The sequence below is a fragment of the Pseudohalioglobus lutimaris genome (assembly GCF_002866825.1).
Taxonomy (GTDB): Bacteria; Pseudomonadota; Gammaproteobacteria; order Pseudomonadales; family Halieaceae; genus Halioglobus; species Halioglobus lutimaris.
Map to the genome: position 1 here is coordinate 78,107 of NZ_PKUS01000029.1, position 20,217 is coordinate 98,323.

The following is a 20,217-nucleotide window of genomic DNA, read 5'->3' on the forward strand; positions in this document are numbered from 1 at the left end:
GTCTCAGTCATCCAGCTGCAACTTCTTCAGGCGGTAACGCAGACTGCGAAAACTGATACCCAGCAGCTTGGCTGTGGCGGTCTTGTTCCAACGTGACTCTTCCAATGCCTTGCTCAGGATCTGGCGTTCCATGTCATCCAGGTATCCCTGCAGGTCGCCATATGCCTCTTCGACAGACCAGGTGCTGGCTCCATCCCGGTCAGACTTGCGCGTCCTGGCCGCCGGGTTGCGCGGCTTCATGGTCGAGAACTGCAGGTCGTCGGCCGTGATGGCGCCACTGTCTGCCAAAGCCAACGAGCGCTCAAGGATGTTTTCCAGTTCGCGAACGTTCCCCGGGAAACTGTAACCGCTAAGGGCCTCTATGGCCGAATCATCCAGTGCCGCCTGTTCATTGCCGTGCTCCCGTGCGATCCGTTTCAGCAACGCCCTGGCAAGCATGGGCAGGTCTTCGGCGCGTTCGCGCAGGCTGGGGACCTGCAGGTCAATCACGTTTATCCGGTAATAGAGATCATCTCGGAAGCGTCCCGCCTCGACCTCCGCTGCGAGGTCCTTGTGTGTGGCACTGAGCAAGCGCACGTCTGTGGGCACCTCCTCGCTGCCACCCACCGGGCGTACAGCCTTTTCCTGAATTGCGCGCAACAGTTTAACCTGCATCACCAGTGGCAGATCGGCGACTTCGTCCAGGAACAGGGTGCCCCCTGCGGCGGCCTGAAACAGTCCGGGTTTGTCCGATGTCGCGCCAGTGAAACTCCCCTTGAGGTGACCAAAAAGCTCGCTCTCCATCAGGTCCGGTGGAATGGCGCCACAATTAACAGCGATGAAGTTACCCGGCGCCCGCGGGCCGTTGTTATGAATCAGGCGAGCGACCACTTCCTTACCGCTGCCGGATTCGCCGCAAATGTGAACCGGTGCCTGACTGCGGGCGAGTTTGGTGATCTGGCTGCGCAGCTTCTGGATGGCAGGGGCCTCGCCAATCAGGTCCTGTACCACCGCCTTGTCCAGCCGGCTGATATCGCCTTCCAGCTGCAGTGCCGTACTGACCAGTTTGCGTAGTGTCTCCAGCTCGATGGGTTTGCTGATAAAGTCGAAGGCACCGGCCTTCAGTGCCGATATCGCTGTCTCGACACTGCCGTGTGCGGTAATCATGGCCACTGGGATATGTGCGTGTTCCTGCTGTATGTATTCCACCAGGCTGATGCCATTACCATCGGGTAGGCGCATATCGGTCAGGCACAGGTCGGGCACTATGTCAGACACCATATTCCTGGCCTCGGTCAGGTTTGCCGCGCTGAACGTCTCCAGGCCCATGCGACTGAGGGTAATGTCGAGTAGCTCTCGGATATCAGGTTCATCGTCTACGATGAGAACGCGCTGTGCTGCCATTTAGGATGCTCGTTGGCTGAGGGAAATACGGAAGCAGCTCTCGCCCTTGTCTGTGGGGCGATAGCTGAGTCCGGCATTGTTGATTTCACACAATTCCTTGCACAGGTACAAGCCCATGCCGCTTCCCTCCGCCACGGTAGTGAAAAAGGGCTCGAAGAGTTTGCTCTGGTCAGCTACCGGAATGCCCGGACCATTGTCGATGATATTGACCAGGGTCTGGTGGCCGATAAAGTCCATATCAACTTCTATTCTTGCGGTCTGGTGGCCCGTGGCAATGCTGCTGTGGCGCAGCGCGTTATCGAGAAGGTTGGTCAGGACTCTCTGCAGGTTTTCCGGGTCAAATTCCACCAGCAGGTCGCTGTACTGGCAGTCCACGGTGATATCGGCGGGAGCATGCAGTCCTTGCAGGTAGTGTTTCACGAAATCCGTGAGCCACTGCTGCAGGTCGATATACTCTGGTTTGGGTGGCTCACGACGTGAGATCTGCATCACGCTTTCAACGATCTGGTTTACCCGCCCGGAATGACTCTGGATGATCTCTGCCATGCGCTTGTCTCCGGGCGTGAGCTCCGTTGACTCCTGCAGTAACTGCGCTGCGTGGCTGATCGCACCCAGCGGGTTGCGTATCTCATGGGCGATACTGGCGGTGAGTCGGCCCAGAGATGTGAGCTTGAGTGATTGTGCATACTGGGTCACCGGCGAATAATCCTCGACGAACACCAGGCTGTCGCGCTGGCTGCTGGGTTGTAGCTCGCGGAAGTGTGCGATGATGGGCACTGAATCTTCGGTGACGTGAAAGGGCTTGGCCTTGTGCAGCCCGGTTTCCTTCCAGTGTTGGAACTGGCGAGACAGCTCAGGGCAGTACTCCGCCAAATCACGACCCTGTTCCATGATGACCGGGCGCTCTGGTACCAGCAGGGTCGAGGCGGCCTTGTTCATTACTCGTACCACGCTGTTGCCATCCACCAACAGAATGCCCGTATCCATGTGCTGCACGATCTGCTCATTCAGGCGCTGCAGATCGTAGAGGTCGCTGGCACGGTTGCGTGCCAGCTCCTCAGCGCGCCCCAGGCGCTGGGCCACCGCCTGTACCATGATTGAGACAATAAAGATCAGCGCCCCGAGCAAACCTGCCGGGAACAGCGCGGGAAGGCTTTGTTCGCCCTGCAATATCAGGTAAACGGTATCACCGAGCAAGGCCAGGGCGCTCAAGGCGGCGATCAACGTCGCCAGGGTCCGGTTGGTTATCAGCACCGCGCTGGCGGAGACAGTGATGATCAGCAGCACGGGCAAACCTGAAACAACACCGCCGCTGGCGTGTGACATCAGGGTGATACTGACAATATCAAGTGCAAAGACGACCAGCATGAGGCGCTGGTTTAAACGACGCGACAGGAAGCCCACCAGGGGAATACTGGTGGCCAGGTGAAGCAGGGCGACCGAGACATAGAGCGTGGGGTGTAGTACCCCAACCAGCTGGCGAGTGTTGGGGCTGACCAGCATGATCAATAATACTACCGACAGCAGCGAGCGGTAGGCCACGTAGATTCTGAACAGGGCCTGGTTCTGTTGGCCGCTGACGGCGACCGGTCTGGTAAGGATTGCTGGGCGGTTCACGAGGGCCTTCAGCCTGTTATTAATGTCTCTGTGGCGTATAGCCTGTTTATTATGGCAGTGCCAGCCAGGTACTAGTGTAACAGGCATATCTGTTTTCGGGCTGGCTTATAGCGCGACTTTTGCGGAAAATAGCGCTCCCCGATTCACTCCTGATTCCGAGCAGCAGTATGGCAAGCCTGAATATTCTGATGGCCCAGATCAACACCCTGGTGGGCGACTTCGAGGGCAACACGCAGCGGGTTGTAGATATCGTCAAACGTGCCGAGGCGGAGCACAGCTCACCGGTCATTGTTTTCCCGGAGCTCACCCTCAGCGGCTACCCCCCGGAGGACCTGCTGTTGCGGCCCAGTATCGAGTTGCGGGTTAAGCAGTCACTGCAAACGCTCTGCGCTCAGCTCAAGGGCGACGCCTGGGCGGTAATCGGATACCCCCGGACAGAGGCAGGTGCTCTCTACAACGTGGCCGGAGTAGTGCATCGTGGCGAAATCGTTGCCGAATACCGTAAGCAGCGCCTGCCTAACTACCAGGTATTCGACGAGAAGCGTTATTTTTCAACAGGCTCAGGGCCTTGCGTTATCGATATCCAGGGTGTGAAGGTGGGCCTGAGCATTTGCGAGGACATCTGGGAAGCCGGGCCGACCGCCGACACCGCAGCGGCCGGTGCTGAATTGCTACTCAATCTCAATTCATCCCCTTATCACCGGGGTAAGCGCAACGAGCGCTGGGAGCGGGTCGCGGAGCGCGCCCGCGGGGCCGGCTTTCCAATCGTTTACGTGAATCAGGTCGGCGGCCAGGATGAGCTGGTATTCGACGGTGGTTCCTTTGCCGTGACTGCCGCTGGAGAAGTTGCCGCTGCTGCGCCCAACTTTGAGGAGGGTGAATACTGGCTGCACTACCAGGCACAGGACAAGGCCGCCCCCTTTGCGGGCCTCAAAGTGTTCCCGCCGCTGGATGAGATGGAAGCCACCTGGCGGGCACTGGTGCTGGGCGTGCGCGATTACGTGAACAAAAACCATTTCAATGGCGTGGTGTTGGGCCTTTCCGGAGGTATAGATTCAGCACTCACCCTGGCGGTCGCAGTGGACGCATTGGGGCCTGAGCGAGTCGAGGCGGTGATGATGCCTTTTCGCTATACGTCGCAGATGAGCGTTGAGGATGCCGCCGAGCAGTCTGACATTCTTGGTGTCAGCCACAAGGTGATTTCCATCGAACCCATTTACGAGGCCTTTATGCAGAGCCTGGCGGAGGAGTTCGCCGGGACTACCCCTGATACGACCGAGGAGAACCTGCAGGCGCGCTGTCGCGGCGTACTGCTGATGTCGATTTCCAATAAGAAGGGCAGCCTGGTGTTGACCACGGGTAATAAAAGCGAGATGGCGGTGGGCTATTCCACGCTGTATGGCGATATGGCGGGTGGTTTCGACGTGCTAAAGGATGTGCCCAAGACGCTGGTGTTTGATCTATGCCGCTATCGCAATACACTGGGCCCCTGCATTCCCCAGCGGGTGATCGACCGGCCGCCCTCCGCTGAACTGGCGCCAGACCAGAAGGACGAGGACAGTCTGCCTCCCTATGATGTACTCGACCAGATTCTGGAGATGTACGTGGAGCAGGACATGAGTGCTGAGGCGATTATTGCGGCGGGGATGGATCGTGATCAGGTGCAGCGGGTGCTGCGTCTGGTCGACATCAATGAGTACAAACGACGTCAGGCGCCGATCGGGGTGCGTATTACCAAGCGCGGTTTCGGGCGTGACCGGCGGTATCCGATTACGTCCGGGTGGCGGATAGGAGACTAACGCTTACTCGCTCTTATTTTTTGTCGAGTGCGGGCCGGTAAGCCGTAAATGTGGACTAAAGCTTGGGCCGCGTATCAAACTGCGGTGGTGTAGGCGGGAAAAACAGGCCGAAGCTGGCCTTGTTGATCCAGTTACGCTGCAGTCCGTCGAGAGTATAGACACTTTTGAACTCGCCGTTTTTGTCCAGGTTCGGGTGGTCCGGGTAGTTCAGCGCCAGGGTTGCGATGGCATCTTCAGCCAGGTCATCGAGGCCCAGCAGAATATAGCCCTGCGCCATGACGGCGAGACCGTCGGCCACGGCTGGTGTGCGCTGGAAGTTCTCTACTACATAGCGACCGCGGTTTGCCGCAGCGAGGTAGGCGCCGCGGCGGAAATAATAGTTGGCGACCAGAATTTCGTGCCTGGCCAGCAAATTGCGCAGATGTAGCATGCGCGCGCGGGCATCGGGCGAGTAGGGGCTGTCAGGAAAACGCGTCACCAGCTGGTTGAACTCGGCGAAGGCCTCCCTCGCCTGACTGGTATCGCGCTCTGCCTCATCGGTTGGCAGGAAGCGTGAAAACAGGTCTTCGTTGGCGGAGTGGGCTGCCAAACCCTTGAGGTAGTAGGCATAGTCGACATTGGGGTGGCTGGGATGCAGGCGGATGAAGCGGTCGGCGGCTTCCACCGCCGCTTCCTGTTCATAGCCGTTGTAATGCGCGTAGATCAATTCCAGTTGGGCCTGCTCGGCATATTTGCCAAAAGGATAGCGCGACTCCAGTAATTGCAGGCTGCGCACGGCCAGGTCCCAGTTATTGGAGCGCAGGTAGCGCTGGGCCTGTTCGTAAATTTGTTGCTCGCCGGTATCGGCGGTGACATCCGGTAATTCATCGTTACTCGAGCAACCGACAAGGGCCATGCTGAGCAGGAAAATGAGGGCGTACTTCAAAATTATCTCACCAGTGCTGGGCTGCCGCCGTGCTACCATGCACGCCAGCTTTAAGGCGGCTATTTAACCACAGCCGGGCAGGCGCATAAACAGGAAAAATGATGAGCGAGAGTATCGAAAAGCAGGCTGAGGTGCCCGCGGACATGGACAACGAGCGCCTGGACCAGGTGGCGGCGAAATTGTTCCCGGATTACTCAAGGTCACGTCTGCAGGCCTGGATCAAAAAGGGTGAGTTGCTGGTAGATGGCAAGCAGGTCCGTCCTCGCGACAAGGTGCGTGTCGGTGACCTGTTGACGGTGGCCGCCAGGGTCGAGCAGGCAGTGAGTTGGCAGCCCCAGGATATCGAGCTCGAAATAATTTACGAAGACGAGCATATCCTGGTATTGGATAAGCCGCCGGGGCTGGTGGTTCATCCCGCTGCCGGTCATGCCGATGGTACCCTGGTCAACGCGCTTCTGGCGCACGCACCCGAAATGGGACAGTTGCCCCGCGGCGGTATTGTGCACCGGCTGGACATGGATACTTCGGGCATCATGGTAGCCGCCAAGAGTCTTCCGGCCCATTACGACCTGGTTGAGCAGCTGCAGGCTCGCACCGTCAAGCGCGAATACTGTGCTGTTTGTATTGGCGTCATGACCGGTGGAGGTACCGTGGATGAGCCCATGGGCCGTCACCCCAGGCAACGCAAGAAGATGTCGGTGTTGGCCGCCGGCGGCAAGCCCGCGATTACCCATTATCGGATCCGCAAGCGTTTTGGTCATCACACCTGTATTACCGTGAACCTGGAGACAGGTCGCACCCACCAGATCCGTGTGCACATGGCGCACAAGCACTATCCGCTGGTGGGCGACCCGCTCTACGGCGGGCGGCCGCGCATTCCCAAAGGTGCTTCCGACGAACTGGTGGCCGCGTTGCGGAGTTTTCCCCGGCAGGCCCTGCATGCGCAGGGGCTGGGACTGATTCACCCGGATACGGGCGAGGAAATGCAGTTTGATTGTCCATTACCTGACGACCTGCTGGGCCTGCTTGATGTGCTTGAGCGTGAAGACCCGGTAGTCAGCAATGACAGCGCCTTGTATTAATCCGGCCTGGTACACCCCGGCCTGGTCTTTACCCGGCATAACCGCCTTCACTACCACGCGCTCAGGTGGCTATAGCAGCGCACCGTGGGACAGCTTGAACCTGGGTGATCATGTTGGAGATGATCCGGTGACTGTGGCCAGGAATCGCGCCGTCGTACAGTCCTCGTTACCCGGGGGTACTCGCATCCAGTGGTTGGAGCAGGTTCACGGAGTCTCGGTTATTGAGGCAACCGGTTCGGGCAGCCCGCGGGCTGATGCCTGCTGGTCTGCGCAACCGGGGGTGGCCTGCACGGTGATGACCGCGGATTGTATGCCTGTACTGTTTGCCAGCGTCGACGGCAGGGTGGTCGCTGCCGCACATGCGGGATGGCGGGGTTTGCTTGCCGGCGTGCTAGAGGAAACCATTGCAGCGATGAATGTCGCCCCGGGCCAGTTACAGGCCTGGCTGGGGCCGGCAATCGGGCCCGGTGCCTTTGAAGTGGGTCCGGAAGTGCGCGAGTCGTTCCTGTCGGCCGCGGCGGATTCATCAGCGTTTGTTCCCAGCGCCCGACAAGGCCACTACCAGGCAGACCTCTATGCCCTTGCCCGGCAAAGACTGCTGGCCCGGGGCCTGCTGCGCATAGACGGTGGCGAATTCTGTACTTTTCGGCAACCCTCACAGTTCTTCTCCTACCGAAGGGACGGCAAGACCGGCCGCATGGCCAGTTTGATCCTGATCAACCCGCGCTGAATTTGCCTTGAAATAGCGGCAAGTGGCCTCATATTACCCCCATAGCAAAATGTGACCTGCCTGAAGCGCAATTCGGGAGGCGAGGAGAGTAACTTATGAGAATGGACAAACTGACGAATCAATTGCAGTCGGCCCTGGCTGATGCCCAGTCCCTGGCGTTAGGTAAGGATCACAATTTTATTGAGCCGGTACACCTGCTGGGCGCCTTACTTGAGCAGCAAGGGGGCTCTGCGCGACCGCTGTTGCAGAAAGCCGGTGCCGATGTGGTAACGCTGCGGGGTGAGGTGCAGGGCGCAATTGATGCGTTGCCGACAGTCAGTGGCACCGGGGGTGATGTACACGTCTCCCAGGACCTGACACGCATCCTCAATGTTACCGATAAACTCGCCCAACAGGGTGGAGACACTTATATCTCCAGCGAGCTGGTGTTGCTGGCGATGCTGGAAAGCAAGAACAGGGCAGGTGAGCTACTCAAGGAATGCGGTGTGACACCGATTGCTCTGAAGAGCGCTATTGACCAGGTACGCGGCGGGGATGCCGTCGACAACCCGGAAGCGGAGGAGTCACGCCAGGCGCTGGAGAAGTACACCATTGACCTCACTGAGCGTGCTGAGCAGGGCAAGCTGGACCCGGTGATCGGTCGCGATGATGAAATTCGTCGCACTATCCAGGTGCTGCAACGACGCACCAAGAACAACCCGGTATTGATCGGTGAACCCGGCGTGGGTAAGACTGCAATTATCGAAGGTCTGGCGCAGCGGGTGATCAATGGCGAGGTGCCCGAAGGTCTGAAAAACAAGCGTATTCTATCCCTGGACCTCGGTTCACTGCTGGCGGGGGCGAAGTTCCGCGGCGAGTTCGAGGAACGCCTGAAGGCGGTGCTCAATGAACTCTCCAAGGAGGAAGGTCGCATCATCCTGTTTGTCGATGAGCTGCATACCATGGTCGGCGCAGGCAAGGCAGAGGGCTCTATGGATGCGGGCAATATGCTCAAGCCGGCCCTGGCCCGCGGAGAACTGCACTGTGTTGGCGCAACTACACTGGATGAGTACCGTCAGTACGTGGAAAAAGACGCTGCCCTGGAGCGCCGGTTCCAGAAGGTGTTGGTCGACGAGCCCAATGAAGAGGACACCATTGCCATTCTTCGTGGCCTGAAAGAGCGCTATGAGGTGCACCACGGTGTGGATATCACCGACAGCGCCATTATTGCCGCGGCCAAGCTCTCGCAGCGCTACATCACGGACCGCCAGCTGCCGGACAAGGCCATCGACCTGGTGGACGAGGCCGCCAGTCGCATTCGCATGGAGATCGACTCCAAGCCGGAGGCCATGGACAAGCTTGAACGCCGCCTCATTCAATTGAAGATTGAGCGCGAGGCGGTGAGGAAAGACGACTCTGCTAAAGCGCAGGTGAAGTTGCTGGATGAGCAAATTGAGAGCGTCGAGCGTGAGTTCTCTGATCTGGAGGAAATCTGGAAGGCGGAGAAGGCATCCCTGGAAGGTAGCGCGCAGATCAAGTCTGACCTGGAGCAAGTCAAGCTGGAACTGGAGGCGGCGCGCCGCGCCGGTGACCTGACGCGTATGTCAGAGCTGCAGTACGGGCAGATTCCGGAACTGGAAAAACAGCTTGAACAGGCTCAGGAAGCTGAGACTGTCGAGCGCACCCTGCTGCGCAACAAGGTTACAGAGGAAGAGGTGGCCGAGGTGGTTTCCCGCTGGACGGGTATTCCTATATCCAAGATGCTGGAAGGCGACCGGGAAAAATTGCTGCGTATGGAGGACTCGCTGCATGCGCGCGTCGTCGGACAGGACGAGGCAGTGGTCGCGGTGTCAAACGCAGTGCGCCGTTCGCGCGCTGGCTTGTCCGATCCGAATCGGCCCAACGGGTCTTTCCTGTTCCTGGGCCCCACCGGTGTCGGTAAGACCGAGCTGTGCAAGGCGCTGGCAGAATTCCTGTTTGATTCCGAGCAGGCCATGGTGCGCGTCGACATGTCTGAATTCATGGAGAAGCACTCGGTCGCCCGCCTGATCGGGGCGCCCCCGGGCTACGTGGGTTATGAGGAGGGTGGCTATCTGACCGAGGCGGTTCGTCGTCGCCCCTATTCTTTGCTGCTCCTTGACGAGGTAGAAAAGGCACACCCGGATGTGTTCAATATCCTGCTGCAGGTGCTGGAAGATGGTCGCCTGACCGATGGCCAGGGTCGCACCGTCGACTTCCGCAACACGGTGATTGTGATGACATCCAACCTTGGCTCGGACCGTATACAGGAGATGGCCGGAGATGAGAACTACGACGCGATCAAGGCAGCAGTGATGGAACAGGTCGGACTGCATTTCCGCCCCGAGTTTATCAACCGGGTGGATGAGTCCGTGGTGTTCCATCCGCTGCAACAAAGCCAGATCCGCGGTATCGCCGAGATACAGCTGCAGGGACTGCAGAAGCGACTGGCGGAAAAAGAGTTGTCGCTGGAGATCTCCGAGGTCTTCATGGATCACCTGGTCACAGCCGGGTTCGACCCGGTCTACGGCGCGCGGCCGCTGAAGCGGGCGATTCAGCAGGAACTGGAAAACCCGCTGGCACAGCGTATTCTCGCCAGCGAGTTCAATCCCGGGCAGACAATAGTTGTCGACTGGGATGGCGAGTCGGCAAGTTTCATAGCAAGCTGATCCTCAAAGGCCCTTCGGGGCCTTTTTCTTTGGCGTCTGACGCCTGCAGAATACCTTGCAGGTGAGCGCTTTCCGCGGCTGCTTTCACGCAGCCTTGCCCAGCTGCTGTGGTGAAAAAATGCGGTTTGGCAGCGCCTTTTCAGTCAAAAACCGCCACCGTGCGGTGAAATGAAAGAACCTTGAGCATACTGTCAGGTAACCCATGGGGAAGCCTGGAAAGGACGCTTTGCTCACCCTCAAACACAACGACAAGGCCAGTCTCGGCTTTTCCCTGATCGAATTGATGATCGTGGTGGCTATCATGGCTGTTTTGATGGCGGTTGCACTACCTGCCTATCAGCAACAATCACTACGCGCCAACCGTGCTGCGGCGCAGGCCGAAATGCTCACAGTAGCCAACCTGCAGCAACAGTACCTGCTCGCCAACCGTCAGTACCTGGACGCAGCTGCGCTTGCCGCTGCCGGCTATACACCAGACCCTGCGGTCGCCAGGTACTATCAATCCCGCCTCACTGTCGGGACCGGTCTGGTTCCCACGTATGCGTTGCGCCTGGTGCCTGTCGGGTCACAACAAAGCGACGGCTGGTTGCAGTTGGACGGTCAGGGTAATTACAGCTCCGAGTTCAGCAACAAGTGGTGGCGCTAGTGAAATCAAAGGATGTCCAGTCGTTCGCACAGACTGGTGCGTTGATGATTGAGTTGCTGGTGACACTGGTAGTGGTAGCAATCGGCATGTGGGCTATGCTCGACCTGCATACACGCTTACAGGTATCGGAACAGGAGGCCTACCAGCGCACCCAGGCCCTGTTGCTCCTTGGTGACCTCGTCGAGCGTATGCGCAGCAATCGGCAGGCCGCTGGCGACTATCTCACCAATCCGATACGCGGCCTGGGAGTAGATGCTTGTAGTGATCCGCTGGCTGCGCCCGCTCTTGCTGGACGAGATAGAGCCCAGTGGTGCCAGGGTTTGCAGGGCAGCGCTGAGGTGTATGCCGGTCATGCGGCCGGTGCGCTGATCGCCGGCAGGGGTTGTGTGGAGGCACTGGACGAGGTGGCAGGAGAGGAATACCTGCTTACAGTCGTTTGGCAGGGAGCTGTGCCGCTGTCCGCGCCGCCTGGCGAGATACGCTGCGGCAAGGGTCAGTACGATCAGCCCGCGGGCTCTGCATGCGCGCTCAAGCCTGATAGCTGTCGTCGCTATGTTTCCACGCGTATTCACATCGCAGAACTGGGCGACTCATGATCGGGCCTGTCATGAAAAAGCCGCGCGCGGCACAATCCGGATTCAGCCTCGTTGAGCTAATGATTGCCTCCGCTCTGGGCATGGTTATTGTTGCCTGGTTGACGCAGTTGTTAGTTGATACGGCAAAGCTCAACCGGGAAATGGCCAATACCAACGACCTGATGGAGCGCGGGCGTTTTGCCATGGATCGACTGCGTGAAGACATCAGTCATGCGGGCTACTGGGGTGGGTATATCCCTACTTTCGACGACCTCACCTGGACTGGCCAGCCTCTGGATGTGCCGACCGCTCTCCCTGATCCCTGTCTGGCTTTTATCGACTGGCAGGCTACGCCAGGACATGTTCCCGCTTTGCTGGGGTTGCCACTGCAACTGCACAGAGCCTCTCCCGGAGCAGGCTGCAACACCTTGCTTGGGGCCGAATCGGTTGACGCTGCAACGGATGTGCTGATCATTCGCCACGCAGATATTTGTTCTATCACCACCGAAAGCTGCGCAGACAAGTCCTCGTCGGGACTCTATTTCCAGGCCTCAAATTGCGCCAGCGAACTGGCTTCAGGGCAACTCTACGCGCTTGACCCTGATAGGCTGCCGCTGACGGAGATGGACTGCTCTTCACCGGCGCCTGCAAGGCGTTTTTCCCAGAATATTTACTTCATTCGCGACAACAGCTGGGGAGTCCCGGCGCTTTACCGCTCAGCGTTCGGCTACTCATCCGGAGAGCCCCGACAGCTGACTGCACAAGAGATGGTGCCGGGGGTGGAGCGTCTGCGTGTAGGTTTGGGGGTCGATAACCGCAGCAGGACGGGTGCATTGACAGATTATACCCTTGCGCCCCTTTGGCAGGAGCAGCTATCCGGAGTAGTACCGATCAATCGCGGAGACGGCGTTCCCGATGGCCCGTTCGTCTACTGCAGCGAGGCCCAGCCGTGTACTACTGATGATCTCATGAACACGTCTGCCGTCAGGCTCCACCTGCTGGTTCGTGCCGAACTGCCCACGGCCGGATATCGCGATACCAAGATATACGAAATGGGCGACCTCAGCATCGGGCCGTTCAACGATGCGTACAAGCGTCATGTGTTTTCTTCCACAGTGGGCATTCACAACGTGGCTCTCAGGAGGGAAACACAGTGATTCCGGCGCATACAAGGCGAAATAGCCGAGGCGTTATCACGCTGTTTGTTGCAGTAATCATGCTGCTGCTTACAACGCTCCTGGTGGCCATCGCCTTTAAGTTAAGCAGCATCAACCTGATGGCGGTCGGTAACGTGCAGGCACGGACTGGATCTGTGGCTGCTGCAGAAAAAGTAATAGAAGAATTCATCAGTGGCGAGCCCGGTACTGCGGAGTTTGATGGTGGCACGGTCGCCCACGTGGACATTAACCTCGATGAGGTCATCGATTACGTGGTTGAAGTGCCTCCTCCGAAGTGTGTCCGTGCCAGGCGGGCAAGCAGTGCGTCCGCCAGTAGTGTGACCCTGGAAGGCTTCTCTGCCGCCGGGGCCTGGAATACACGCTGGGAAATCAACGCCCTGGCAATTGATGAGGCCACAGGTGCCCGGGTAAAGGTCTTGCACGCCAGGCGCTACGTGTTAACGGAAGCGGAAAAGAATGCGCTGTGTCATTGATAGCAGCCAATGAAGGTGCGACGAGCAGACTAGCGGAGGTAGAGGGAAATGATGGGATGGTTCAGGATTTGTTTAATGGCGTGTTTAATAATACGACCGGCGCACGCAGTCGCAGACGATGTTGACCTCTTTCTTGGCCCATCAGTCATGCAAGGCGAGTCTGTCAACGTATTGATTTTACTGGACAACAGTAGTAACTGGGCACGTAAAAGCGCGGCTGGTACGTCAGTTCTGGAAAGTGTGCGAACAGCACTTGCCGAGGTGCTGCGCGGCACTGCCGACAGGTCAATTAATGTTGGCCTGATGCTCTATGCAGAAGGGGGTGAGGGCAACGGCAGTGGCGGTTATCTGCGTGCCGCTATCAGACCGATGACCGCGGTTTCTGCTGAGCGCTATGCTCGTCAGGTAGAAGAACTCGATGTCCACGATGACAGGGGTGTTGATGGTCAGTTTGCGTTGGCACAGGCAGAGGCCTATCTGTATTTCTCTGGCGGCGAGGCGACGAGCGGGGCCGGCCGGCAGAAGACAGATGGGCTCAGCGAGGCATGTGTCACCACAGCTGGAGTGAGCTCGCCTCCGGCGTGCCCTGCAGTGAGTCATGGAAGTGCTGCTGATACTGCCGTATGGACACTGCCTGGCGTCGCGATCGACGGGGGGCGTTACTTGAGCCCGGATGATGACGCGACCTGCAGCACTAATCTATTTCTTTTCATCAGCCATGGTCCGAATCGAGGTGGTGCAACGGCCTCGCAGAGGTCTCAGGTGCTACTCTCGCAGTTGTCCGGAAATACTGTCTCCATGGGTCTCAACAGGTCAGCTGGTGGAGGTGATATCTCCACCCAGTGGTCCCGCTTTATGGCGCAGAGTCGCCACAGTATCACTACACACATCATTGATGTCGCGCCCGGCCAGACCGAAGCAGACCGCGTATGGAGTGAGCGATTAAAGGGCATTGCCGATGTCGCATCGGGTAAATACATGCGCACTGATGGCACCGTCAGTGACGTTCGCCTGGCCATCAGGCGAGCCATCGCTGATGCAACGACCATGAATGCGGCTATTGCCCCGGTCGCTTTACCCGCCAGTGCACACACTCGCGGACTGTTTCTCAACCAGGTTTTCATGGGCCAGTTCCGGCCAGACGAATATGGTCGACTGCGATGGCCAGGCAATCTCAAACAGTACCGGCTGGGCTTACATTCCGCTGCAGGCGTAAAACGGTTGAGCCTGTTGGACGCGGATCAGCGCCCTGCGCTTGATGATGAGTCGGGTCGAGTCCGCGACTGTGCTAGAAGCTACTGGACGCCTGTATCGCCGGACACATACTGGAACTACCTCACCCGTAGTCAAGGGCGGGGAGAGTGCACAGCCTCGGCACAGGAACCGGGCTCAAATGTCCCGGATGGTGCAGTGGTGGAGAAGGGTGGGCAGGCTTATGTTGGTCGCGGCGGTGAGCGCTACGCGTCTGCTGTGTCGGCCTCAAGGGTAGTTAAAACCACTGCTGCCACCTTCTGTGGCGGGGAGACGGGAGTAGCCTGCAGGCTTGACGACTTTAATACTTCCAACGCGATGTTGACGGCGGAACGCCTGGGTGCGTCGAGTACGGCAGAGCGAACACACTACATAAGTTGGGCGCGAGGTGCCGATACAGAGGACGAGGATGGCGACGGAAACGTTGACGAGTATCGTCCCTCACTTCACGGCGACGTTGTGCACTCGCAGCCAGTAGCCCTGGACTACTCAACTGTCCCGGATGAGCAGCGCGTAATCGTTCTTTACGGTAGCAACGATGGTTTGCTGCGGGCCATAAATGGCGATCGGGGCATCGCGCACAATGGTTCGGGTAAGGGTGTGCCGATTTTACCGGGTGCCGAGTTCTGGGTATTTATGCCGGCCGAGTTTCATTCGCGCATCGGCAGACTGCTGCGCAACGATATTCAAGACGGGGGGCCATTGAGCGGGAAGGTCTACGGGCCGGATGGCCCGTTGACCACATGGCAAAGTGATGCCGGGCGTCACTACCTGTCAATGGCAATGCGGCGGGGAGGGCGTGCTGTGTATGGTTTCGATATTACGGAGACCGACTCACCGGTTTTGCTCTGGCATCTGGGATGTTCGTCTAATTCAACTGACTCAGGGTCGTGCGCAACGGGGTGGGAAGATGTTGGCCAAACGTGGTCTCCGCTGCAGCCTGCCTGGCAGCGCGGAGCCCCGTCGCCATACCTGATAATGGGCGGTGGCTACGACAACTGCGAGGATATGGCAGCACCTGCCGCTGGCGAGAAGCACGCCTGTGAGCAGGCAACTGCTGGTAACGCGATCTACGTTCTGGATGCGATGACCGGAGCAATCGTTGCTCGCTTCGAGACAGAACGCGCGGTCCCTGGGCGCGTCACGATCGTTCCCCGCGCGGATGGGGATCGCAATATAAGCTATGCCTATGCGGCAGACACCGGCGGCAATGTTTATCGCCTGTCCGGGCCGTCGGGTGAGGCGATAGGCGACACGCCGCCGACGCGCTGGCTATTGACCCCTATTGCCAGCCTGGGCTGTGGGCACAAGGCTGGCGAGGTTTGTAGCGACAGGCGCAAGTTCCTCTCTGGCCCGGACGTGGTGAGAATTCCAGGCGCGGCCAGATACGCAATTCTGCTTGGATCTGGAGACAAAGAGAAGCAAGGGGCGGCTGTAGACACTGCGCTGTTGGAGGACAACTATTTCTTCGCTCTGGTCGATGCGCCGGCGGACCCTGCCTGGCTGGAGTCAGAGCGGGCGACCTGTAATGCGGACCTTATCTGTGCAGACTCGCTGCCCCAGGTTGCCCTTGATCCTGAAACTTTACCGTCGGCCAGTATCGGTAAAAACGGCAACAGTATAAAGGGCTGGAAGTTGAAGCTCCGCAAAGGAGAGCAGGTCGTGTCTGCGGCACTGACAGTAAATGACAAGGTGCACTTCAGCACTCACCGCCCCGACAGTGCCCAACCAGCAAGCTGTAGCACGAATCAGGGGATCGCCACGCGTTACAGCGTCGACTACCGGCTCGGCAAGGGTGAGCTCACCGATATCCCTGGTGGCGGGTTACTGCCCATGCCGGTAGCCGGACGGGTTGAACTGGAAGATGGCGATATCGCCCCATTTTGTATCGGCTGCGGTGGCAAGCATGCCATTGGTGGTGACATAGAACTGGATCTCCCAGCCGAGGCGCCCCGCCCGGGGGGCAGGGTTTACTGGAAAATCGGAGAATGACCGCTGCCAATGGCGCAATGGGTGCACCGTTGCGCGTTGGCCACAGCGGTGACGTGGAGCAATCTTGCCCCTCTGTATAGCGCTGGTGACGGTATCAGGGGCAGTAAACGCCGATCAGGGCCTCGGCTTTTTCGCGCTCCCAGGCGATTTCTTCTTCAGTCAGGACGCGCTCTTCCCCCTGATCATTCAGCATGACTACCGTAGTCTTCGTCGTCAGCGCTTCGAGGTTGGCCCGGGCTCGCGAGCACAGTTCAGGGTTTTTCTTGTTGCGCCTGGCTTCGTCTTCGTCTACCTGCTCGAAATCGTTGCCTACCCTGGGTTTGACTTCGGGCGGCACGGCACCTTCCTCCGCGGGCACGACTCGCTTAAGTCCCGACCCAGTGGTAATTACTTCATAGTCCACACCCTTGGGTGGAGGCCGGTCACTGTGCACAGGGTGCCCGCGGTCATTTATCCAGCGGTAGTGAATCGTTCCCGCATTCAAATGACTGACGCTAAGGGTAGCCATGCAGAACAGCAAAGCGCCTGCGAGGTACCTGGACTGGGTATTGGCAAGCATGGCAGCAACTCCAATGTCGGGTTTAGGGGCAATGAGCCTCAATAATTTCGAGGTTATCCTGTCTTTGCGCTGCGCGTTCATCATCCGTGAGATAGCGCAATCCGCCGTTACCGTCATCAATCCTTATTCTCGGTGCGCGGTCAATGACTTCGAGGTTTTTTCTTGCCGTTGCGCAGTACTCCGGATTCTTTTCATGCAGGCTGCTGGCGGGCTTGCTGGCCACGGGTGCGGGCGGCGGTGTCGCGGTTGTCGGTGACGGGGCAGATTCTGGAACTGCTTCCCCGTCCCCCTCAACCCGGTGAACAACGCTGGATTTAGTGGAAATCGTTTCATACTGAACGCCTAGCGGTGGTGGCCGGTCGCTCATAACAGGATTTCCCTCACTGTCCTTCCAGCGATAGAGGGCAGATTCTGCAGCGGTGTGAGCACTGCTCAGCAATAGACAAACGAGGACGGTCACTGTCCCAAAATTTCGCATATGCATCCCCGACCATGGTCTTTTTATCAGTCACATCAGTATAAAAGTAAATCAAAGTGAGCAATACGTGAATAGTCCAGAATGTGCCGAATGTCACATGAACCCGCGCTATAGTTGACTTTCACGCCCTTTCTGCCAAGATACCCGCGTCTTGTAAATGGCAACAGCTAACGTCGAGTACCCTCGGCCTCTGGCTCACTGGTGTGATCCGATTATTCATGCCAGCTGTTTATGAGTCCCGTATTCGACCTGGGCCGCATTGGCCAGGTTGAGGGCCAGACACTGCGCTACCCCGCAGGGCGACCGATACACGGGTTCGTGATCGATATTCCCTGAAGGAGCGTCCCGATGGGGCGGATTGCGACGTGTATCGAGTCCATTAAAGGGGGTGGCGTGGCAATCCGGATACCGGTCCGAGGTATTCGTCTTAGCACCGTCCACACAAAACGTTGAATTGTACCGGCGAGGGTTACGCGTCGGGCATGATTTATTCTGGAGAATTGCTGTGGAACTCTTATCCGGCGGTGAAATGATCGCCCGTGCATTGGAAGACGAGGGCGTTGAGTACGTCTTTGGCTATCCCGGTGGCGCGGTATTACATATTTACGATGCATTGTTCAAAGACTGTAAGGTGCCCCACATATTGGTGCGCCACGAACAGGCAGCTACACATGCCGCGGATGCCTATGCTCGCGCCACCGGCAAGCCCGGTGTGGTGTTGGTAACATCGGGGCCAGGTGCGACCAATGCGATTACGGGTATTGCCACCGCCTACATGGACTCCATACCCATGGTCGTACTTTCCGGCCAGGTACAGAGCCACCTGATTGGCGAGGACGCGTTTCAGGAAACAGACATGGTGGGCATCTCGCGGCCTATCGTTAAGCACAGTTTCATGGTGAAACATGCCTCGGAGATTCCCGGGCTTATCAAGAAGGCTTTCCATATCGCGGCCTCCGGGCGTCCGGGCCCCGTTGTTATCGATATCCCCAAGGACCTGACCCGTCCTGACGAAAAATTCGAATACGAATATCCGAAAACGGTAAAGCTGCGCTCCTATTCACCTGCGCAACGTGGTCACACGGGACAGATCAAGAAGGCGGCACGCCTCCTTCTTGGCGCCAAGCGTCCGGTTATTTACTCTGGCGGAGGCGTCATCCTGGGCGAGGGCAGCGAGCTACTTACCCGCCTGACGCGCGAACTCAATTACCCTATTACCAATACATTGATGGGGCTGGGAGCCTACCCCGGCTCGGATCGCCAGTTCCTGGGTATGCTCGGCATGCATGGTTTCTATGAAGCGAATATGGCCATGCATCACGCCGACGTGATTCTGGCAGTGGGTGTGCGCTTTGATGACCGGGTGACAAATACCGTTTCCAAGTTCTGCCCGGGGGCGTCAATAATCCATATCGATATCGATCCAGCCTCAATTTCCAAGACCGTACAGGCCGACATACCTATAGTGGGGCCCGTTCAGTCGGTGTTAACAGAAATGCTCTCGCAAATAGAACAAATACGCGCCAAGGATGCGGAACTGCCAGATGCGAATGCTCTCGAGCGCTGGTGGCAACAGATAGATGAGTGGCGTGCTGCTCATGGCTTGTTTACCGGTAGACGCTATCGTGAGAGCGAGCAGATCATGCCCCAGCAGGTGATCGAAAGCCTGTATAAAGTTACCAACGGCGACGCCTACGTGACCTCCGACGTGGGGCAGCACCAGATGTTTGCCGCACAGTATTACCGCTTTGACCAGCCTCGGCGCTGGATCAATTCGGGCGGCCTCGGCACCATGGGGTTCGGGCTTCCCGCTGCGATTGGCGTCAAGCTGGCGTTCCCGGACGCGGACGTGGCCTGTGTTACCGGTGAGGGTAGTATCCAGATGAATATTCAGGAGCTCTCTACCGCCACGCACTACAATACGCCGGTGAAGATCATCAACCTGCGAAACAACTATCTTGGTATGGTTAAACAATGGCAGGACATGCAGTACGAGGGGCGGTATTCAGAGGTGACGTATGCTGATTCCCTGCCGGACTTCGTCAAACTCATGGAGGCCTACGGGCATGTAGGTATCCAGGTTACCAGGCTGGAGGATCTCGATGCTGCGATGGAGGAGGCCTTCGCCCTGAAGGACCGGACTGTATTCCTGGATGTCCTGATCGACAATATGGAGCATGTGTATCCCATGCATATTGCGCCCAACGGGTCGATGAAGGACATGTGGCTTTCCAAGAACGAGAGGACCTGATCATGCGGCGCATCATATCTATGCTCATGGAAAACGAGCCGGGCGCACTGTCTCGCGTTGTCGGACTGTTCTCCCAGCGTGGCTACAACATCGAGACGCTGAATGTGGCAGCCACCGACGATAACACCTTGTCTCGCCTTACGCTCACGACCATGGGTGATGACCTGCACGTTGAGCAGGTGACCAAACAGTTAAATAAACTGGTGGACGTGGTCAAGGTTGTCGACCTGACCGAGGGTGCCCACGTGGAGCGCGACCTGATGTTGATCAAGGTCCGCGCCACGGGCGAGTCCAGGGACGACATTAAGCGGACCACGGACATCTTCCGCGGTCAGATTGTGGATGTAGGCCCCAGCGTATTTACCATTCAACTGGTCGGCACCTCTGACAAGCTCGATGCCTTCGTCGCCGCCATGGTCGATGTGGATATACTGGAAGTGGTGCGGTCGGGAGTCGCCGGAATTTCTCGTGGAGATAAAGTACTGTCGTTGTAAGCGACTAGCGTATTTTTCGCGCACTGAACGCAAAGAAGAAAAAAAGGGGCCTGCAGGCCACTGCTGTCCCACAATTAGGGACGAAATAGAAAAGCCTGAATCTCAGTAGTTATAATGA

General features: G+C 58.0%; 16 protein-coding genes. 11 read left to right on the plus strand and 5 right to left on the minus strand.

Translation table 11 applies throughout. The features are described from left to right. Window positions 1-3 precede the first annotated feature (3 nt). Window positions 4-1,383, minus strand: coding sequence for a sigma-54-dependent transcriptional regulator (locus C0039_RS17155; RefSeq protein ID WP_101518770.1), 1,380 nt, complete (start codon window positions 1,381-1,383; stop codon window positions 4-6). Beyond that, window positions 1,384-3,000 (minus strand): sensor histidine kinase, encoded by a 1,617-nt coding sequence (locus tag C0039_RS17160; protein ID WP_243391648.1) that lies wholly within the window; start codon window positions 2,998-3,000, stop codon window positions 1,384-1,386. Window positions 3,001-3,167: 167 nt separating this feature from the next. Here C0039_RS17160 and C0039_RS17165 point away from each other — a divergent pair, with 167 nt between their 5' ends. Beyond that, window positions 3,168-4,799 (plus strand): NAD+ synthase, encoded by a 1,632-nt coding sequence (locus C0039_RS17165; protein ID WP_101518771.1) that lies wholly within the window; start codon window positions 3,168-3,170, stop codon window positions 4,797-4,799. 55 nt (window positions 4,800-4,854) lie between these two features. Here C0039_RS17165 and C0039_RS17170 read toward each other — a convergent pair whose 3' ends face one another. Further along, window positions 4,855-5,724 (minus strand): outer membrane protein assembly factor BamD, encoded by an 870-nt coding sequence (locus C0039_RS17170; RefSeq protein WP_232334859.1) that lies wholly within the window; start codon window positions 5,722-5,724, stop codon window positions 4,855-4,857. A gap of 101 nt (window positions 5,725-5,825) precedes the next feature. Here C0039_RS17170 and rluD point away from each other — a divergent pair, with 101 nt between their 5' ends. From rluD to C0039_RS17210, 8 genes are all read left to right on the plus strand, one after another. Continuing rightward, entirely contained in the window at window positions 5,826-6,806 is a 981-nt protein-coding gene (gene rluD / locus C0039_RS17175; RefSeq protein ID WP_101518772.1) for a 23S rRNA pseudouridine(1911/1915/1917) synthase RluD, read from the plus strand. Next, complete coding sequence (gene pgeF / locus C0039_RS17180; RefSeq protein ID WP_075998678.1) at window positions 6,787-7,536, plus strand: peptidoglycan editing factor PgeF; 750 nt, start codon at window positions 6,787-6,789, stop codon at window positions 7,534-7,536. The genes rluD and pgeF overlap by 20 nt, the downstream gene beginning before the upstream one ends. Before the next feature lie 95 nt (window positions 7,537-7,631). Beyond that, window positions 7,632-10,202, plus strand: a complete 2,571-nt coding sequence (gene clpB / locus C0039_RS17185; protein ID WP_101518773.1) for an ATP-dependent chaperone ClpB — start codon at window positions 7,632-7,634, stop codon at window positions 10,200-10,202. Between the two features lie 226 nt (window positions 10,203-10,428). Continuing rightward, a complete protein-coding gene (locus C0039_RS21425; protein WP_279304939.1) occupies window positions 10,429-10,848 on the plus strand; it encodes a type IV pilin protein in 420 nt (139 codons plus the stop codon). Continuing rightward, window positions 10,848-11,444 (plus strand): PilV family protein, encoded by a 597-nt coding sequence (locus C0039_RS17195; protein ID WP_207796478.1) that lies wholly within the window; start codon window positions 10,848-10,850, stop codon window positions 11,442-11,444. Before C0039_RS21425 ends, C0039_RS17195 begins: the two co-directional genes overlap by 1 nt. 11 nt (window positions 11,445-11,455) lie before the next feature. Continuing rightward, window positions 11,456-12,580: a PilW family protein gene (locus C0039_RS17200; protein ID WP_165787173.1), complete on the plus strand. Its 1,125-nt coding sequence runs from the start codon at window positions 11,456-11,458 to the stop codon at window positions 12,578-12,580. Between the two features lie 59 nt (window positions 12,581-12,639). Continuing rightward, window positions 12,640-13,074, plus strand: coding sequence for a hypothetical protein (locus C0039_RS17205; protein WP_133126042.1), 435 nt, complete (start codon window positions 12,640-12,642; stop codon window positions 13,072-13,074). Window positions 13,075-13,314: 240 nt separating this feature from the next. Further along, on the plus strand, window positions 13,315-16,317 hold the full coding sequence (locus tag C0039_RS17210; RefSeq protein ID WP_207796479.1) for a pilus assembly protein: 3,003 nt from the start codon (window positions 13,315-13,317) through the stop codon (window positions 16,315-16,317). Window positions 16,318-16,411: 94 nt separating this feature from the next. Here C0039_RS17210 and C0039_RS17215 read toward each other — a convergent pair whose 3' ends face one another. Beyond that, window positions 16,412-16,876, minus strand: a complete 465-nt coding sequence (locus tag C0039_RS17215) for a DUF4124 domain-containing protein (protein ID WP_101518776.1) — start codon at window positions 16,874-16,876, stop codon at window positions 16,412-16,414. Between the two features lie 22 nt (window positions 16,877-16,898). Beyond that, on the minus strand, window positions 16,899-17,360 hold the full coding sequence (locus tag C0039_RS17220; protein ID WP_084179097.1) for a DUF4124 domain-containing protein: 462 nt from the start codon (window positions 17,358-17,360) through the stop codon (window positions 16,899-16,901). A gap of 499 nt (window positions 17,361-17,859) precedes the next feature. Between C0039_RS17220 and C0039_RS17225 the strand changes: the two genes are divergently transcribed. Both C0039_RS17225 and ilvN read left to right on the plus strand, forming a co-directional pair. Beyond that, on the plus strand, window positions 17,860-19,605 hold the full coding sequence (locus tag C0039_RS17225) for an acetolactate synthase 3 large subunit (protein ID WP_075998673.1): 1,746 nt from the start codon (window positions 17,860-17,862) through the stop codon (window positions 19,603-19,605). A 2-nt stretch (window positions 19,606-19,607) separates the two neighbouring features. Beyond that, window positions 19,608-20,099 carry an acetolactate synthase small subunit gene (ilvN, locus tag C0039_RS17230; RefSeq protein ID WP_075998672.1) on the plus strand — a complete coding sequence of 164 codons (492 nt, stop codon included), beginning with the start codon at window positions 19,608-19,610 and terminating at the stop codon, window positions 20,097-20,099. Window positions 20,100-20,217: the final 118 nt, after the last annotated feature.

Coding starts and splice junctions, on each gene's coding strand:
- C0039_RS17165 (WP_101518771.1), top strand. CDS start 3,168: ATGGCAAGCCTGAATATTCTGATGGCCCAGATCAACACCCTGGTGGGC.
- C0039_RS17215 (WP_101518776.1), bottom strand. CDS start 16,876: ATGCTTGCCAATACCCAGTCCAGGTACCTCGCAGGCGCTTTGCTGTTC.
- C0039_RS17200 (WP_165787173.1), top strand. CDS start 11,456: ATGAAAAAGCCGCGCGCGGCACAATCCGGATTCAGCCTCGTTGAGCTA.
- rluD (WP_101518772.1), top strand. CDS start 5,826: ATGAGCGAGAGTATCGAAAAGCAGGCTGAGGTGCCCGCGGACATGGAC.
- clpB (WP_101518773.1), top strand. CDS start 7,632: ATGAGAATGGACAAACTGACGAATCAATTGCAGTCGGCCCTGGCTGAT.
- C0039_RS17205 (WP_133126042.1), top strand. CDS start 12,640: ATGCTGCTGCTTACAACGCTCCTGGTGGCCATCGCCTTTAAGTTAAGC.
- pgeF (WP_075998678.1), top strand. CDS start 6,787: ATGACAGCGCCTTGTATTAATCCGGCCTGGTACACCCCGGCCTGGTCT.
- ilvN (WP_075998672.1), top strand. CDS start 19,608: ATGCGGCGCATCATATCTATGCTCATGGAAAACGAGCCGGGCGCACTG.
- C0039_RS17155 (WP_101518770.1), bottom strand. CDS start 1,383: ATGGCAGCACAGCGCGTTCTCATCGTAGACGATGAACCTGATATCCGA.
- C0039_RS17220 (WP_084179097.1), bottom strand. CDS start 17,360: ATGCATATGCGAAATTTTGGGACAGTGACCGTCCTCGTTTGTCTATTG.